The organism is Sphingomonas sp. RS6 (assembly GCF_054489705.1).
The window spans coordinates 409,777-426,832 of sequence record NZ_JBTMWM010000001.1; the positions used below are offsets into that span (position 1 = coordinate 409,777).

Annotated in this window: 8 protein-coding genes; 5 read left to right on the plus strand and 3 right to left on the minus strand. The window is 69.1% G+C overall.

The genetic code is table 11. The features are described from left to right. Positions 1-12: 12 nt before the first annotated feature. Positions 13-1,020, minus strand: a complete 1,008-nt coding sequence (locus ACX40Y_RS01955; RefSeq protein ID WP_459117846.1) for a helix-turn-helix domain-containing protein — start codon at positions 1,018-1,020, stop codon at positions 13-15. 304 nt (positions 1,021-1,324) lie between these two features. Here ACX40Y_RS01955 and ACX40Y_RS01960 point away from each other — a divergent pair, with 304 nt between their 5' ends. Both ACX40Y_RS01960 and ACX40Y_RS01965 read left to right on the plus strand, forming a co-directional pair. After that, a complete protein-coding gene (locus tag ACX40Y_RS01960) occupies positions 1,325-11,080 on the plus strand; it encodes a hypothetical protein (RefSeq protein WP_459117847.1) in 9,756 nt (3,251 codons plus the stop codon). A gap of 26 nt (positions 11,081-11,106) precedes the next feature. After that, positions 11,107-11,694: a PEPxxWA-CTERM sorting domain-containing protein gene (locus ACX40Y_RS01965; RefSeq protein ID WP_459117848.1), complete on the plus strand. Its 588-nt coding sequence runs from the start codon at positions 11,107-11,109 to the stop codon at positions 11,692-11,694. Here ACX40Y_RS01965 and ACX40Y_RS01970 read toward each other — a convergent pair. Continuing rightward, positions 11,676-12,563: an AraC family transcriptional regulator gene (locus tag ACX40Y_RS01970; protein ID WP_459117849.1), complete on the minus strand. Its 888-nt coding sequence runs from the start codon at positions 12,561-12,563 to the stop codon at positions 11,676-11,678. The two genes, ACX40Y_RS01965 and ACX40Y_RS01970, sit on opposite strands and share 19 nt — an antisense overlap. A gap of 74 nt (positions 12,564-12,637) precedes the next feature. Beyond that, positions 12,638-13,447 (minus strand): LytTR family DNA-binding domain-containing protein, encoded by an 810-nt coding sequence (locus ACX40Y_RS01975; RefSeq protein ID WP_459117850.1) that lies wholly within the window; start codon positions 13,445-13,447, stop codon positions 12,638-12,640. An 86-nt stretch (positions 13,448-13,533) separates the two neighbouring features. Here ACX40Y_RS01975 and ACX40Y_RS01980 point away from each other — a divergent pair, with 86 nt between their 5' ends. Genes ACX40Y_RS01980 through ACX40Y_RS01990 form a run of 3 tightly spaced genes read left to right on the plus strand, consistent with a single transcriptional unit; the run spans position 13,534 to position 17,046 of the window. Beyond that, positions 13,534-13,956 (plus strand): DUF2141 domain-containing protein, encoded by a 423-nt coding sequence (locus ACX40Y_RS01980; protein WP_459117851.1) that lies wholly within the window; start codon positions 13,534-13,536, stop codon positions 13,954-13,956. 16 nt (positions 13,957-13,972) lie between these two features. After that, positions 13,973-15,427: a carotenoid oxygenase family protein gene (locus ACX40Y_RS01985; protein ID WP_459117852.1), complete on the plus strand. Its 1,455-nt coding sequence runs from the start codon at positions 13,973-13,975 to the stop codon at positions 15,425-15,427. A 44-nt stretch (positions 15,428-15,471) separates the two neighbouring features. Further along, the gene (locus ACX40Y_RS01990) at positions 15,472-17,046 is read left to right on the plus strand and encodes an amidase (protein ID WP_459117853.1); all 1,575 of its coding nucleotides are present in this window, start codon (positions 15,472-15,474) and stop codon (positions 17,044-17,046) included. Positions 17,047-17,056 lie beyond the last annotated feature (10 nt).

Genomic DNA, 17,056 nt, shown 5'->3' on the forward strand with positions numbered 1-17,056 from the left:
GCCGCCGGCGGTTTAGCGCAACTGATCTTCCCAGTGGCGAAAAAGCGCGACCTCGCTCGCGGGCAGAACCGGAAGCAGCGCTGAGCCTTCCTTCCGCGTCTTCCTGGGGCAGAAGCCGAACTGGGCGCGGAACGTGCGGCTGAAATGGGCGGCGCTCTTGAATCCGTACCGCTGGGCGAGCTCGCCGATCGTCCGGCGATCGCCGCTGTTCAGCCGCGCATGGATCACCTCCAATCGGCGGCAGCGGAGATAGGCGGTGATGCCGCCGACATCGGCGAAGGCCCGGTAAAGCGTGGCGCGGGAGGCCGCCAGTTCGCGCGCAAGGACGTCGGTGGAAAGCGTCGGTGACGTCAGATTCTGTTCGATATAGGCCTCTGCCCGTTGACGCAGCGGAGTCGCCGAAGGCGCCAGCGCGCGGGCATTGCGGCCGTTTCGCGCCCGCAGCGCGGTGACGATCAGCGACGCCAGCGCATCGGCCAGCGCCGGGGCGTCGCCCATCTGCAGTTGCGGCAGCCGGTCGATGAACGCCAGCAGATAATCGACGACCAGCCGCCCCCAGGGGCCATCGATCACCGTCCCGTGAAACGGCAGCGGATCGAATCCCGCGGCGGTGAACACGCGGCGGGCCACCGCGCAGGTGATGCAATCGAGCGGGCTGGTTTCCGCCGTCACCGGCCGGAGCGTATCAAACATCACGACCTCGCCCTGGCGAACCGCCCGCCGCTCGCCCTGCCCGTCGAGCGAGAAGGTGACGAGGCCCGACTTCACGAACAGGATCTGGATGAAGTCGCAGCCGTCCTGCCGCAGCATGTCGATCGTGCGGACCTGCCGCGTCGCGTCGATCCGCGAATGCGTCACCACCAGATCGCCGAGCGTCCACGCATCGACGACGGCTTTGAACGGGCCATTGGCGGGCGCGATCCGCGTGACCCGGTGGGTGGGGATGGCCGCGCTCCACGCGCCGAAGCCGGCGCCCTCCGGAAGCGTTGCCGCGTCGAAATGAAGCACGGGAATCGGCATTTCCGTTCCCGACCATTGCGCATCCACAGCAACCCCCTTCTGCTGCAACTTCGCCCCTGCCAGTATCTATCGCCGATTTGACTGCACGTCTCAACGATTTTGCCAACAGCGCTCAATATTTCCCTACCACCCCAAGACAGCCCCGCTCTTCGTTGAGATTCTACTTTCGGCCGATTACCCCCGTCGCCGACACGGACTTGGCGGGCACGGTCGGCAGCCGATGGGAACTTGCGAGGATCGCCGCTGTTCCGGCGCCCTCCACGCCCTGGCTGCTCCTTCACCCGCGTCCGGCGAAGGGGGCTTTATGACGAACAAGGGCGATTTCGGACGGGGCAACGCATTTCGGCAGACCGGACGATCGACACGATCGCGGCTGTTCCCATCGGCATCGGCGGTGGCGATCGCGGTGGCGGCGCTCGCCAGCCAGCCGCTTCGTGCCCAGACCGTCCAAGGCGAGGTGATCACCGTCCCCGGCACCCAGCGGACGCTGTCCAACTACTCGCTGCTCGCGCTGGCCCAGGCCGATCCGTTCGGCATCACCTTTCCGCTGGACGTGACGGGCGGCGTGGTGCTGGGCGACAACAGCACGCTCACCTTCAAGGGCACCGGCGTGATCTCGGGCACCGCGACCGAGCAGCGCGTCTTCACCAAGCTGCCGGTCGACCCGATCGGGGCGCAACGCTTCTTCTCGCCGCTGCTGACATCGGCGACCGTCACGGGCGCGCGTGCGGACGGCCAGAACATCCTGCTCAGGAACAGCGGCAGGCTGTCGATCATCGCCACCGAAAGCGCCGATCAGGCCGAGCTCGATCTCGACGAGACCACCCTTCCCGAGGGCGATTTCGATGCGACGATCGAATCCCGCATCCATGCCGCCGCCACCGGCCTGTCGGACACCGGATCGGGCAACAGCCTGTCCAACACCAGCCGGCTGACGGTGTCGTCCGACGCGACCGCCGAGCGGCGGGACATGCAGATCACAAGCCTCGCCTTCAGCGACGAGACACAGCTGCTTTCCGCCAGCAGCCGTGCGATCGGGCTCGCCGGCGGCACCGCCACCCGGAGCATCGACAATGCCGCCGGGGCGGCGATCGTCGCCAATGCCGCCGCCACCGCCGATCTGCTCGACCTTTCGGTGCGCGGCGTGGACATCGTCGTGCCGGAACACGTCGCCCGCGCCACCGCGCTTGCGGCGGGCATTCACGGCGGGTTCGGCGACGACACGATCCGCAACCTCGGCACCGTCCTCGCCACCGCGGCGTCGACCGTGGAGGAAATCGGCGTTTCGCTATCGGCCAATGAATTCTCGCCGCCGTCGTTCGAGGCGCCGGACGAAGAACTTTCGTCGAGGGCGAGCGCCGTTGCGCTTGGCCTGGAGGGCGGGCTCGGATCGGATCTGGTGCAGAACAACGGCCTGGTGCAGGCGAACGCGGTCGCCAAGCACCGGGCCACCGACGTCGCGCTGTCCGATGGCGGAATCTCGTCCGACGCGATCGCGACGCTGATCGACTTCGCTCCCCAGAAGGACGAGCCCGACGAAGGGGCCATCGCGCGCGCGATCGGCATCAGCGGCGGCCTGGCCGAGCCCACCGGATCGGACAGGCTGGTCAACAACGGCACGGTGTTCGGCCAGGCCTATGCCGATTCCAAGGTTGTGGGAGTCAGCATCGCCGCGCCGATCAACAGCCTGCTCGGCGACCCGCTGGGCCCGGTCAACACGCTTACCGACATGTTCGGCGCCTCGCTGTCCGACTATTCCAGCGCCGCTGCGGCCTATGGCTTCGGCATCGCGGGCGGCGGCGGCGACGACCAGATCATCCACAATGGCGCGATCACCGTGCTCGGCACCGCGCTGTCGAGCAGCACCTCGGTGGGGGCCGATGTGCTCGGCTGGCTGGCCGATGTCGGCAGCGGCGGGGAAGGTGAAGGCGAAGGCGGCGGTGGCGACGAGGTCGAAGTCAGCGTCGGCATCAGCGTGTTCAACACCAGCAGCGGCGGCCTTGCCCGGTCCACCGGCATTGCCGGCGACGCGGGCAACGACGCGATCCTCACCGGCCCGGCGAGCAGCATCTGGAGCGCCGCGGCGAGCGAGGCGAAGGCCACCACCGTCTCGGTCGCTCTCGCGATCGGCGAGAAGGAGCTCAAGGCGGACGCCGTCTTCCTCTTCTCGCGCACCCGCGCGTCGAGCGAAGCCTATGGTATCGACGGCGGCAGCGGCAGCAACAGCATCGTGAACCGCGGCGCGATCACCGCGCTGGCCGATGCCAAGGCCCGGAACACCGACGTGTCGGCATCGCTGGACATCAGCGAAACCGGCCTGAACGCGACGGGCGACCTGATCGATGCCGCGACCGAGGCGGATGCGCATGCCGCCGCGATCCGCGCCACCTCGCCCAGCGACATCATCGACACCGCAGGGCCGCTGACGGCATCGGCCACGGCGGACGTGGACACGGTTGGCGTCGATGTCGGCATCGGCGTGAGCACCGAAAAGGGCGTCACGCTTTCCGGCTCGGTCCTCCGGGCGAACCAGACCGCCAGCGCGATCGCGACAGCCGTCGAGCAGCCGTTGTCGCAAGCGGGCGGGCCGGGCGCGACGATCGGCGCGGGCGCGATGTCCGCCAGCGCCGATGCCAACTCGTCGCGCACGGCCGTGGGCGTCAACGTCACCTATGTCGCCAAGGGCGTGGACCTGGCGGTGCCGGTCCTGCTGGTCGACAACAATGCCAATGCCCGGGCATCGCTGGTCACCACCGGCGCCGGCGACGACTGGATCGCCAGCAGCGACAGGCTGGCTGCGGACTCCACGGCCACAGCATCGTCCACCTCGGTCGGCGTCGCGATCGCCGCGTTTGACAAGGGGGTCGGCCTGGGGGTCAGCGGCGTGCTGGCCGATACCCAGGCCATCGCCTGGGCGAATCCGCTGTCGCTGGGCGCCGGCACGGATCATGCGCGGATCGACGGCGAGCTGATCGGCAATGCCAGCGCGACCGCCGATTCGATCGGCGCGACCATCGGCATTTCCGGCGGCGCGGACGGCGTGGCGATCGGCGCGGCGGTGGCGTCGCAGGCAACCAATGCCGATGCGTTCGCCACGGCGGTCGATGCGGGCGCCGGCAACGACGCGATCGGCGGCGCGGGCAGCATCACGGCAATCTCCCTGGCCGATGCCAGCATGGTCGATGCCGGCGTGGCCGTATCAGGCGTGTCGCAGGGCGTCTCGGTCAGCGGGGTGGTCGCCAGCAGCGACACCAATGCCAATACGGTCGCCCGGGCGGTCGATCTGGGTGCGGGCGACGACAGCCTCGCTTTCCTCGGCTCGCTGAACGGCATCGCATCATCGAAGGTCAGCAGCACGAGCGTGACCGTCGGGCTCAGCGGATCCGCGACGGGGGTAAGCGTCGGTGCCGCGCTGGCATCGATCAACGTCGATGCGTCGGCCGATGCGCGGGCGGCAGATGGCGGGGACGGTGACGACGAGCTGCTGGTCGCGGGCGCGGTACAGGCCGGCGCAACCGCCGATGCGCAAAGCACCGGGGTGAATGTCGGCGCGGGCATTTCCGGCGAGGGCCTGGCGGCAGGCGCGGCGGCACTGCTCGGCGATACGAAGGCCAGCGCCAGCGCCGCCGGCCTGAGCGGCGGCGGCGGCGGCGACAGCCTCGACGCACAGGGGCCGTTGCTGGTGGCGAGCGCGGCCGACGCCGGGCGGACCGACATCGCAATCGCGCTTTCCGCGGCGATCGGGGTGGGGCTCAACTTCACCTATGTCGATGCATCGACCGTGTCGCAGGCATCGGCCTTCGGCCTTTCAGGGGATGACGCGGGGACGGCCGGCGGCGACGACTGGCTCTTCACCCGCGGGACCACCAACATCACCGCGACCAGTGACGCGCAGGCAACCAGCGTCGCCGTATCCGGCTCGATCGGTTTGGGCGGCGGCGCGAGCCTGTTCAACACGGCGACCACCGCATTCGCCAGCGCCTTTGGCCAGTTCGGCGGGGCTGGGCAGGACCAGCTGATCAACAGCGGACCGATGACGGTGGCTACCGCGGCGACGGCCGGTGGCCCGACCATCTCGGTCAATCTGGTCGGCGGGAGCATCGGCGACGCCAACAGCTTTGCCCAGGCAAACGCCGTGGGGCTTTCGGCGGGAGACGGCAACGACGTCATCCTGAACAGCAGCACCATCCAGGCCAATGCATCGAGCGAGGCGGAAGGCAAACTCATCAACGTCAACTTGACCGGTGCGGCGGTGGGGGATGTCGGCACCGTGGCCACCGCGCTCGCCACGGGGATCGACGCAGGCGACGGCGATGACGCGATCCGGAGCACCGGCCCGGTCAACGCGGCGGCAATCGCATCGGCGCCCAGCGCTAACATCACGGTCGTGCTGACCGGCGCGGCAATGCCGGGCAGCGCGAGCGCCGCCACCGCGGATGCCGTCGCGATCCGCGCCGGCGACGGCGCCGATGTCATGGAAATCGGTGGCGCGCTGGGCGCCACGGCGCAGTCGAGCGCCGGCGGCAAGGGCGTCGCCTTCGCCCTTACCGGACTGGCGCAGAGCGACGGGTCGCTTCTCGCCAGCAGCAATGCGACGGCCATCGATGCCGGCAGCGGCTATGACAGCGCCGATGTTTCGGCGGTCCTGACGGTGATGAGCGGCAGCACGCTGTCCGCCAAGGGCTTCGACATCGCCCTGGCCGGCGTCGGGATGAGCGAGACGGACCTTGCCGCCACGGCGACCAGCACGGGCTATCGCGGGAGCGGCGGCGGCCATGCGATGCAGTTCACCGGCGGCGGCTCGGTTCAGTCCGTCGCTACCGCCACCATCGCGTCGACGGAGGTTTCGCTGGCGGGGGGCGCCATAGCAAAGCCGGATCTGCGCACGATCGCAACCGCGGTTCTGGTCGACACAGGCGACGGCGCGGACCAGCTCACCAGCGCGGGCAAGACATTGGTATCCGCCACCGCGACCAGCGATGCGGAGGCGCTGACGGTCGCCCTGGTCGGCATTGCCAGCGCACAGACCGGCGCGGCGGCGCAGGCACAGGCGACGGGCCTGCGCTCGGGCGCGGGCGATGACGGACTGGCAAATGCAGGCGATCTCGAAATCCTGGCGCAGGCCAGTGCCTCCGGGAAGTCGCAGTCAATCACCGTCGCCGGGGCGGCCGAAGACAGCGGCCAGGCCGCCGGAGGCGTTCGTGCGATGGCGGATGCGCAAGGGATGAATGGCGGCGGCGGCAACGACCAGCTCTATCAGCTGGCGGCGCTCACGGTGCGTGCCGATGCGCGGGTCCAGAATAGTGGCATGGTTCTTTCGGTGCTCGGCAGTGCCGATGTCAGCGATCAGGACCTGCAACTCGCGCGCGCCACGGCGGTGGGCATTGTCGGCGGGGAAGGCAATGACGATGCGGACCTCTCGGGCTCGACCACCGTCCTGGCGAACGCCACCGGCAGTGCAGGCGTGTCAAACGTCTCGATCTTCGGCCTGGGCAAGACCGATGTCGGCACCACGATCGAGGCGATATCGATCGGCGCCGATGGTGGTGCCGGCGCGGATGCGCTGCTCCAGCGGTCCGATCTCACCGTCCGCTCGACGAGCATCGGCGGGACCGGAAGCACCGGCTTCACCCTTTTGGGCAGCAATGCCGCCGACATCTCGACCACCGTTCGCGCGCTGACCCTGGGCATGATCGGCGGCGGCGACGACGATCGGCTGATCAATCTGGGCGGCATCACTGGCAGCGCAACCGCAACCGGCCGCTCGCTCAGCAGCACGACCACCGTGCTGGGCGGACTGAGCGGCAATGCCGACAGCCTCACGATTGCCGAAACATTGGCAATGGACGGCGGCGAAGGCGACGACATCCTTTACAATGCGGGGACGATCGACCTGGTCGCCATCAGCAACGGGTTCGCCGCCAGCCGGGCGTTGACGATCGTGGGTGGCGGCAATGCCTCCGCCGTCAGCGCCGGCCATGCCGGCAGCGTCGGCATGGCCGGCGGCAATGGCGCGGATATGCTGCTCAACGACGGCAGCATCCGCATCCTCGGCCAGACCTCGCTCTCGGCGAGCGGGAAGAACACGACCATCTTGGGAACCGCGCCGGCAAGCGCGGGCCTGCTGGCCACCGGCCTGTCGATCGGCCTGGGCGGTGGCGATGGCAACGACCATCTCGTCAATGGCGCTGCGGGCGACCTGTCGGTCGAGCAGGTCGCGACGCTTCTGCTCGACAACTCGTCGATGGCCATTGCCGGCCAGTCGGCCGGCAACGGGTTTGCCGCTGCGCGTGTCGATGCGCGCGGCCTGAGCGGCGATGGCGGCGACGACCTGCTCGAGAATCACGGCGTTACCGAGGTGTTCGGCCGCGCCGAGATCAGGGGTTCCGGCGCCGCCTATTCGGTCGCCGGCGACGCCAGCAACGGCGGCGTGATCACGCCCGTCGCGACCGCGACGGGCCTGTCGGGGGGAACCGGCAACGACACGCTGTTTTCGGAGAATAATCTGACCGTTCGCAGCGAGGCAGCCAGCATTTACAACAGCAGCACCTTCGCGCTCGTCGGCGCTTCGGGCGTGACGACGGCGCTGGGCAGCGCGGCCAGCGCCGTCGGGCTCGATGGCGGCAGCGGCGCCAATCACTTGATGATGCGCGGCAGGGGCAACGTCTTGGCGCTCGCCTCCGCTGCGCTCGGATCGAACACCTCGGTCGAGATCGGCAGGGCGAACGGCTCGACGCCCACCGGCGCGACAGCCAGCGCCTTCGGCCTGACGGCCGGGGGGGATCGGGACGAGCTGACGCTGGACGGCACGCTGGACGTCGGCGCGACCGCTATCGCCCAGTTCGGCCAGACCCGTTTCACCGGCGTCGGCGCATCGAGCGGGCGCAGCGCAAGCCTCGCCAGGGCGGTCACCTATGGCCTGGCGGGCTTTGCCGGGGACAATCGCTTTTACGCCCAGGGTGCGCTGACGCTGAGGTCAACCGCGACGGCCACGGGCGCAGGGGCGGCCGGCGTGAACCTCGGTTCGACCGACACCGCTTCCGAAGCCGTGGCCGAAACATCGGGCTATGCGCTAGACGGGGGCAATGGCGAGGACTTCTACGCCCTCAATGCTGCCATTCTGGTCGCGTTGAAAGCCGAGGCCAAAAGCGTCAACGAAGCGACGACCTCGTCGATCTTCTCGGACGGCATATCGCGTGCGGAGGCGCGGACCGGCTTTGCCGGCGCCATCTTGCGCGACAGCACCAATTCGGAAATCGGCTTTGCGCGGACGGCCACCCTCACCGCCTCCGGCGACCAGCAAACCCGGGAGGGGCTGGCCTGGGCCCGAGCCACATCGCAGGGCACGACGCTGGGCATCGAAGTCGATGCCCGTGCCGCTGCAAGCGCAAGCACTGCCTTCGATCTATCGGGCTTTTCGCTGGGCGGCGGCTTCCACGGGGTCGGCCTGAACGGTAATCTGACGGTCAGTTACTCGGCTGGCGCCCGCGCGCAAGCACAGGCGGAAGGCAATTCCGCCATTTCGGGCGAAGGCAGGGCCGATGCCTCTGCGGCGCTTTCGAGCGGCATAGTGACCGGCCTGACCAGCCTGGCCGGCCGGGTGACGCTCACCCTCGCCGGCAGCATGACCGTCCGCGCCAGCCCGACCATCTATGCCGATGCGAATGCCACCAGCGCCGGCATCGGCGCCTTCGATCCCGATGCGCTAAGCACCGCTTCGGCCTCGAGTAACAGCACGAGCGCCATCGGCATTCGTCTCGGTGGGGCCGCGGACCAGGTAATCGTCACCGGCACCCTGGGTGTCCTGGCGGCGCCGGTGGCCAAGGCCGATGCGTTCAGTCGACCGGCGGCAAACGGCGCCAGCCGCGTCGACGCCTTTGCCAGCGCCACCGCCTTCGCCACCAATACGGAGGCGATCGGCATCTGGGGCAGCAACGGCGCGAACGTCATCGAGAATCGAGGCGATATCATCGTGGCGGCGACACCCGAAGCAGGCGCCACCGCGCGGGCTTTTGGCAGAGGCAGCGACGGGGACGTGACGGTCAGCGCAATCGCGGACGCAAGCAACACCAGAGCGACCGGCATCCAGACCGGAGGCGACGCCGATATCATTGTGAATTCGGGCCTTATCAGCGTCACGGCACGGCCGACCGCGATCATCATCACGGAGACAGGCGCCACCGGCACCGGTGAGACAATGGCTTTCAAGCTTCGCCAGGCGACGTCGACCGGCATCGGCATCAGCAGCGGCGGGGGCAACGACCAGATCGTCAACAGCGGCAAGATCGTGCTCGACAGCCCGCGAGCGGACGATACGGGCGTGCGCATCGCGATCGACGCAGGCGACGGCGACGATCAGGTGACGCTGTCCGGCTACGCCGGCGGCGACATCCTGATGGGCAACGGCGCCGACAGCTTCACCCTGCAAGGCGGGGAATTGTCCGGTCGCGTCTCGGGCGGCGCCGGCAACGATACCCTGCGGTTGATCGGGGCGGGCAATTTCGCCGGCAAGTTCGATGGCTTTGAAAACATCGTGAAATCGGGTGCCGGCACCTACAGCATCGGCCTGTGGAACGGGGTCGGCACGACCAGGGTCGAGACGGGAACGCTCGCCATTCTGGGCCAGTCGCTGCTCGGCTCCGGGCATGCGCTGGTCACCGTCATCCGTGCGGACGGCAGCAACGGCGCGCTGGCATTCGGCAGCAATTCGGCCGGCAGCACCCTGCGCGGCACCCTGGAGGTCGAAGCGACATCGGGCGCCTATGTCAACGGCACCAGCTGGGATGTCGTCACCGCCGATTCGCGCTTCATCAACAATTTCGAGAAGGTGATCCTGCCCGTTTCCACGGCGCTGCGCAGCTTCAGCGGAGGCTATGCGTCGTCGAAACCGGGCGTGCTCGATCGTTACCGCGTGTCGGTGTCCGTCCTTCCGACCTCCGGCTTTGCACAGGGGGCGTCGGCAAGGCTTTATGCCCAGGCGCTGGATGCCGCGACGCCGGCCGCCACCGGCAGCGTTGCCGACACGATCGCGGCATTGCAGTCGCTGCGCACGGGCCGGCAGGTTTCGACCATGCTCGGCCAGCTGGCATCGCCGGCCCCGATCATGGCGGTCGCGAGCGCACGGACGACGTTCGACAACGGTCTGCAGCTGATGGCGAAGCGCCCTGCCCTGTCGCGCACCGGCAATGGCCCGACGGCCAGCGCGTTCCTGAACTTCCAGGGGGGGGCGGCGGTTGCGCCGGGCCAGCTGTCGCAATGGTCGGCGACCTTCACCGGCTCGCCCGGGTTGCAACTGGGCGGCGGCGCCGGCCAGATTCTGGGCCAGGCAAGCGGCTTCGACATCGCCCGGGCGGATGGCGCCGTGCTGGGCGTCGGCCTGGTACAGCAACTGGGCAACAGCGTGGACGGCGCGACCGAAGGGCATAGCCGGTCGCTGATGATGGCGGCGCATTATCGCACGCCGATCAGCCCACTCGCCGATCTGTCGATCAGTGCCGCGACGGGCATGAGCCGGTTCCGTTCGACCAGCGCAACCAGCGGCCGGGCTTCCGACACCGTGGTTCAGACGGGCATCAACTATGCGCTGAGCGTCGATCTCGACCAGGCGATGTACGGCAGTCCCAGTGCACCATCGCTGTTCACGCGGCTCGACTGGCGCCGCGTCGACGGAAACTATGCGGCGGTGCGGCGCGAACGCGCGGCCGGGCTGATCATGGATCATGCATCGTCGGAACAGATGGAGGCGACGTTCGGCCTGCGCTGGTCGCCCAGCTATCGCCTCGCGACCGGCGGGCCGCGCCTCAGCGGACGGTTCCAGGCGGGCTGGGTGCATGATTTCGGCGCGGGCGACCGGTATCGCGCATATTTCGCCGACATGCCGCAGCTTTTGCTGAACCTGCCGACAGACACCAGCGGGCGCGACAGTTTCGCCTATGACGTCGGTGCGGATCTCGTTTCGGACAACGGCCTGCGGTTCGGCCTGTCGAGCGCCGGGCGAACGGGCAGCGGGGGCGCGCTTTACGAGCGGGTCACGCGGCTGAGTTTCCAGCTTTCCTTCTAACCTGCCGTTTCACAAGGGGATCAGATATGGGGAAGACATTGAAGTTGATGTGGCTTGCGGCACTTGCGGCAGCCGGTCTCGCCGCCGGGACCGCGCCCGCCACGGCGGCGGACTTCATCACCGATCAGATCGATCTGACGGTTCCGGGCGGCGAGGTCTTTGGCGGCCTGACCGATGACGGCGAGTTCTCGCTCATCTTCAACTTCATCGCGCCGATCGCCTATAGCGGCGTGCGCATCGAAATCAGCTCGACCGCGTTCGGCGGCGACGGCGTATTCGGCGACATCGATTTCGACGACTTCCTGACCAGGTTCGACGGCGTCATCCTGACGGTCTCGAACGATGGCAGCCCTGATTTCGACCTTTCCACCGCGTTCATCGATCTGCCGGAGCTGACCGCGGGGCCGCACCAGCTGGTCGTGGCAGGGCGGTCGGTCGGCTTCGGTCTCTTTACCGGCACCGTCATCCTGCCGATCTCGCCCGTGCCCGAACCCGCGACATGGGCGACGCTGCTGCTGGGATTCGCGGCTATCGGCATCGGGCTGCGCGCCGCGACCGACAGGCGCCGCCCTGCCATCGGCGCCGCCCACCCCGGTCAAGCCAGCGGCAGATAGAGATCGGTCACCGCTGCATGCTCGGGCACATCCGGGAAAAAGGCGACGCGGTGCGCGAACAGCGGGAACGCGCCGGGCTCCTCGCCGCTCGACGGCAGCCAGTCGCGATAGAGGAACAGCGCTGCCGGCTCGAGGTCGTCGGCATGACCGATGACCCGCAGCACCGCGCAGCGGCTGGCGGGGAGCGCGCCCGCCTCGATCCCCTCGGCCGGATCGGCGAGCGGCTGCGCGGCGCCGGCGCATAGATCGAGCCGATAGGCCTCGGGCGCAGTCGTGCGCGGGTCGCTGTGGAAGATCGTGTAGGTGGCGCTTGCCGGTGGCCGCAGCCCGGTGCGCTTGCGCCACGCGATGAAGCGGCGGATCGTATTCCCGATGCGCGCGGGATCACCGCGATGGGGCATGATCGCCACCGGCGTGGCGGGAAACTCGACGATGGTGACGTCCTCGACGGCGAAATCGGGCTGCATGTGCTGACTCCTGATGGTGGTGAGCGGCGCGAGTGCCGCCTGCCAGGGCTGCCAGTCCGGCGCGTCGCGAAAGGCCGAAGGCGCCTGCCCGAACCGCCTGCGAAAGGCCCGCGCGAATGCGTCGGGCGCATCATAGCCGGCGTCGAGCGCGATCGCGGTGATCGCCTCGCCCTTGCGGTAGGCGAGGCGATACGATGCCCGCTTCATCCGCACGAGATCGACATAGCGATGGACCGACAGGCCGAACATTGCACTGAACTGGCGATGGAAATGATATTTGGAGAACGCCGCCACCGCCGCCAGGCGGTCGAGGCCCAGATCGGCATCGGAATCGACATGCGCATCGATATGATCGAGCACACGGCGCATCCGGGCGTGATAGCGGTCGAGCGGCGTTCGCATCCTTTCCTCCCTGGCGGCCTCCCGGATAGCCGCGTGCCGCGATCGGCGCCCGATCGATCTTGCGGAACTGCGGGTCAGTCGAACCAGCCGGCGTCGCGCAACCGCGGATAGGCCGATCGGCTGACCGGGGCGATCGTATCGTCCGCCAGCGTCAGCGCGGCGCGCCCGTCCTTGCGCTCGACCGCGCGCACCGCATCGCGCGCCACCCACCAGCTGCGATGGGTCCGCTCGCCCGCCACCCCGTCGAGCAGCGCGATCGCGTCGCCCAGCCGCATCAGGATCAGCACCGAACCGGCGCCGGTATGGACACGCAGATAATGGTCCTCGGCCTCCAGCGCATGGATGGGTGCGCCCTGGACATGCGGGGGCAGGCGTTCCGCCAGCGGCGGCGGCGTGGCATCGCATTCGGCAGGGGCGGGTACGGGCGGGATCGGCTCGGCAGACGACGCCGCCGGCCGCGCTCCAAGGTTGATTGCGGTGATCGCCGCCGTCACCGCGAGTACCATCAGGAACAGCATCGCCAGCCCCGCCGGCGAGACGTTCGCGCGCCGGACGAACGCCGCCGTCGTGCCCAGCACCACCAGCGTCAGCGGCGCCGCGATCGCCAGGCTGATCGCCGCGCCCTCCAGCCAGGGGCGCTGCGCCAGTCGTCCCCAGCCGCGCACCGCGGCGGTCGCGCCGATGCCGATCAGCGCACCGGCCTCCATGATGATCAGCCAATAGACGAGGCGGGCGCCCACCCCCAGCAGGTCAGTGTCGAACGCGCCGGTGATCGTCATCAGGAATGCGGCGACCGTCGCGACGATCACCCCCCGCCGATTGCTCGCGCCACCGGAATGCCCCGTTCGCGCTTCGCGAATGGCAGTTCCCGACAGCTCACGCATTGCTTTCCCCCGACCACGCATATCGCGATGACGAGCCTAGCCCAGCCCGATCATCTGGCGCCAGTCGAACCCGAATGGAGATCCCGATGCTGACGTCCCTGATCGCCGCGCTGCTGCTCGCCGCATCGCCTCAGCCGTTTGCCCAGCCACCGCAGGATGCGACGCTCACGCTCGACCTTAAGGTCAAGGAGCATCGCGGCAAGGTGATGATCGCGGTCTATGACGAGGCCGGCTGGCGCGGCGGCAAGCCGGTGCGCGTGGCCATTGCTGATGCCACGGCCGATCCGGTGGCGGCATCGATCGCCGGGCTGGCCCCCGGCCGCTACGCGATCAAGCTGTTCCAGGATCTGGACAGCGACGGGCGGATGAGCACCAACCCGTTCGGCATGCCGATCGAGCCCTTCGGCTTTTCCCGCGACGCAATGGGCCCGGGCGGGCAGCCCGACTGGGCGGATGCCGCCTTTGACCTGTCGCCCGCCGGCGCGGTACAGACGATCACGCTTCGCTGAGATGGGAGCGGGAACGATGAAGATGGATCGTCGCAGCGTCCTGGCCCTCGGCGCTGCATTGGGCGGCGCCGCCCTGATCTCGCCCGAGCGCGCCTTTGCCGCGATGCTGCCGGCCGACTGGACACTGGGCGTTGCCGATGTCGAAGGCGACGTCGCCCCCCGCGCGATGCGGCGCATCCACGGCCGCGCACCGGCCGGGCTGGCGGGAACGCTCTATCGCAACGGCCCCGCCAAGTTCCGGCGCGGCGAGACTGCGGCGACGCACTGGTTCGATGGCGACGGCATGGTCCGTCGCTTCGCGATCCGCGACGGCGACGCGCGACTGGCGGCGCGCTTCGTCGATACCGAGAAGCGGCGGCAGGAAAAGGCGGCCGGCCGGATGCTGATGCCGGGTTTCGGCACACCGTCGCGTCAGGGCGCGATCCTGACCGGGCCGGACAGCGCCAACGCCGCGAACACCAGCGTGATGATGGCCGGCGGCGAGCTCTGGGCCTTGTGGGAAGGCGGATCGGCCTATGCCCTCGATCCCGAGAGCCTGGCGACGATCGGCCCGAAGACGCTGCGCCCCGATCTGGCGCAGATGCCGTTCCTCGCGCACCCCCGCGTCGAACCCGACGGCACGATCTGGAACCTCGGCCTGTCGGGCGCCCGCGCGATGATCTGGAAGCTGCGGCCGGACGGCACGTTGACCGCCGCGACGCCGCTCGCGCTGCCGCGCGCCAGCTATATCCACGATTTCACTGCCACCGCACGGCATCTGGTGCTGGTGCTCCAGCCCTGGGTGCAGGGGCCGGGCCATCCACCCTATCTCAACCTGCTCCAGTGGCAGCCCGAAAAGGGCACCCAGGTGCTGGTGGTCGACAAGGACGATCCGACGCGCACCCAGCTGTTCGAGCTGCCGAGCTTCAGCTTCTTTCATCTCGGCGACGCCTGGGAAGAGAGGGACGGCACGATCCGGTTCGACGGATGCTTCACGTCGGACCCCAGCTTCGCCGTGGACGAGGCGCGGGACATGCTGGTCGGCACGCTGCGCCCCCTGCCCCATGCCGAACTGACGATGGTGGTGCTGCATCCGGATGGCCGCGCTGAGCTGCTGAAAAGCGGCGCGGCAGGCGAATTTCCGCAGACTGATCGCCGGATGGCCGGGCTCGCCCGCCGCTATACCAGCTTTTCGGGGCTGTACGGCACGGGCAATCCCTTTGCCCAGGGCGTCGGCCGGTTCGACTGGCAGCGCGGCGTGGCGGACAGCTTCCGCTTCGGCCCGGAGCAGCTGGTCGAGGAGTTTCTGTTCGTCCCGCGCGGGCAGGCGGAGGGCGATGGCTGGCTGGTCGGCACCACGCTCAACCTCGCGGCACGCGCGACCGAGCTGCACGTCCTCGATGCGCGTCGCATCGCGGCGGGACCGGTGTGCAGCTGGCGAAGCGACGTGGCGCTGCCGGTCGGCTTCCACGGCACTTTCCGTTCCGCCTGAGCCGGTCTAGGCTGTTCGCCGAACGATCGGACATGGGGGGCGGAATGCGGCGATTGGCCTTGGGCGTGGCGGCGATGCTGGTGGCAACAAGCCCGGCGGCGGCACAAACGAACATCGAGGAAGTGTCCGCCGATCAGCTGCGCGCCGAACTGGCGGCGGGCCGCACGACCAGCGTCGCGCTGACCGAGGCCTATCTCGCCCGCATCGCCGCGATCGACCGTGAAGGCCCGACGCTGCGATCGGTGATCGCGATCAGCCCCGATGCCCGCGCGCAGGCGATGGCAAGCGACGCCCGGCGCAAGGCCGGCAAGCCGCTTGGCCCGATCGACGGCCTGCCGGTGCTGATCAAGGACAATATCGAAACCCGCGAACTGCCCACTACGGCGGGCAGCCTGGCGCTGAAGGACAACGCCACCGGCCGCGACGCGCCGGTGGTGGCGCTGCTGCGCGCGCAGGGAGCGGTGATCCTGGGCAAGACCAACCTCAGCGAATGGGCCAATATCCGCTCCAGCCAGTCGATGAGCGGCTGGAGTGCGGTCGGCGGGCTGGTGCGCAATCCCTATGCGCTCGATCGCTCCGCTTGCGGATCTTCGAGCGGATCGGGCGCAGCGGTGGCCGCCAGCCTTGCCGCGTTCGCGGTCGGCACCGAGACCGATGGCTCGGTGGTCTGCCCCTCGGCGATGAACGGGCTGGTCGGGCTCAAGCCGACCCTGGGGCTGGTCAGCCGCACCCATGTGGTGCCGATCAGCCACAGCCAGGATACGCCGGGGCCGATGGCGCGCAGCGTGCGCGATGTCGCGCTGCTGTTCGCGGCAATGATCGGCGAGGATCCGGCGGACCCCGCCACCAAGGGAGCGAACGCCCATCGCCGCGACTATGCCGCGACGCTGTCGCCGGACGCGCTGCGCGGCATGCGGATCGGCTATTGGCGGCCGGACATGGCAGCGGACCTCGCCGCCCGGTTCGATGCGGCGCTCGATCAGCTGCGTGCGGGCGGCGCGACGCTGGTCGAGGTCAAGTTACCCGCGCTGGACGGGCTGGGCGATGCCGAAGGGCTGGTGCTCTATACCGAGCTCAAGGCCGATCTCGCCGCTTATCTCGCCACGGTGCCGGCGACGGTGAAGGTCCGCACCCTCGCCGACGTGATCGCGTTCAACGACGCCCATCGCGAAGCCGAGATGCCGTTCTTCGGCCAGGACACGTTCGTGAAGGCCGAGGCCACGGCCGGCCTCGACGATCCGGCCTATCGCGCCGCGCGGGCAACGTCGCAGCGACTGGCAGGGCCGGAGGGGATCGACGCGATGCTCAAGGCGGGCAATGTCCAGCTGCTCGTCACCCCCACTTATGGCACGCCGTGGCTCAGCGATCCGGCGCATGGCGACCAGTTCGTCGGCCCGTCGGCCAGCGAACTGCCGGCGGTGTCCGGCTATCCGCACCTCACCGTGCCGATGGGGCTGGTAAACGGCCTGCCCGCAGGGTTGTCGTTCATCGGCACCGCCTATTCGGACGGGCTTCTGCTGCGCGCCGGCTATGCCTATGAACAGTCGAGCAAGGCGCGGGTCGCGCCCGGCTACCGGCCGACGATCCCCGCCGATCTGGGACGGCGCACGCTCAGGTGAAGCGGCGCGC

Coding starts and splice junctions, on each gene's coding strand:
- ACX40Y_RS01965 (WP_459117848.1), top strand. CDS start 11,107: ATGGGGAAGACATTGAAGTTGATGTGGCTTGCGGCACTTGCGGCAGCC.
- ACX40Y_RS01980 (WP_459117851.1), top strand. CDS start 13,534: ATGCTGACGTCCCTGATCGCCGCGCTGCTGCTCGCCGCATCGCCTCAG.
- ACX40Y_RS01975 (WP_459117850.1), bottom strand. CDS start 13,447: ATGCGTGAGCTGTCGGGAACTGCCATTCGCGAAGCGCGAACGGGGCAT.
- ACX40Y_RS01970 (WP_459117849.1), bottom strand. CDS start 12,563: ATGCGAACGCCGCTCGACCGCTATCACGCCCGGATGCGCCGTGTGCTC.
- ACX40Y_RS01960 (WP_459117847.1), top strand. CDS start 1,325: ATGACGAACAAGGGCGATTTCGGACGGGGCAACGCATTTCGGCAGACC.
- ACX40Y_RS01990 (WP_459117853.1), top strand. CDS start 15,472: ATGCGGCGATTGGCCTTGGGCGTGGCGGCGATGCTGGTGGCAACAAGC.
- ACX40Y_RS01985 (WP_459117852.1), top strand. CDS start 13,973: ATGAAGATGGATCGTCGCAGCGTCCTGGCCCTCGGCGCTGCATTGGGC.
- ACX40Y_RS01955 (WP_459117846.1), bottom strand. CDS start 1,020: ATGCCGATTCCCGTGCTTCATTTCGACGCGGCAACGCTTCCGGAGGGC.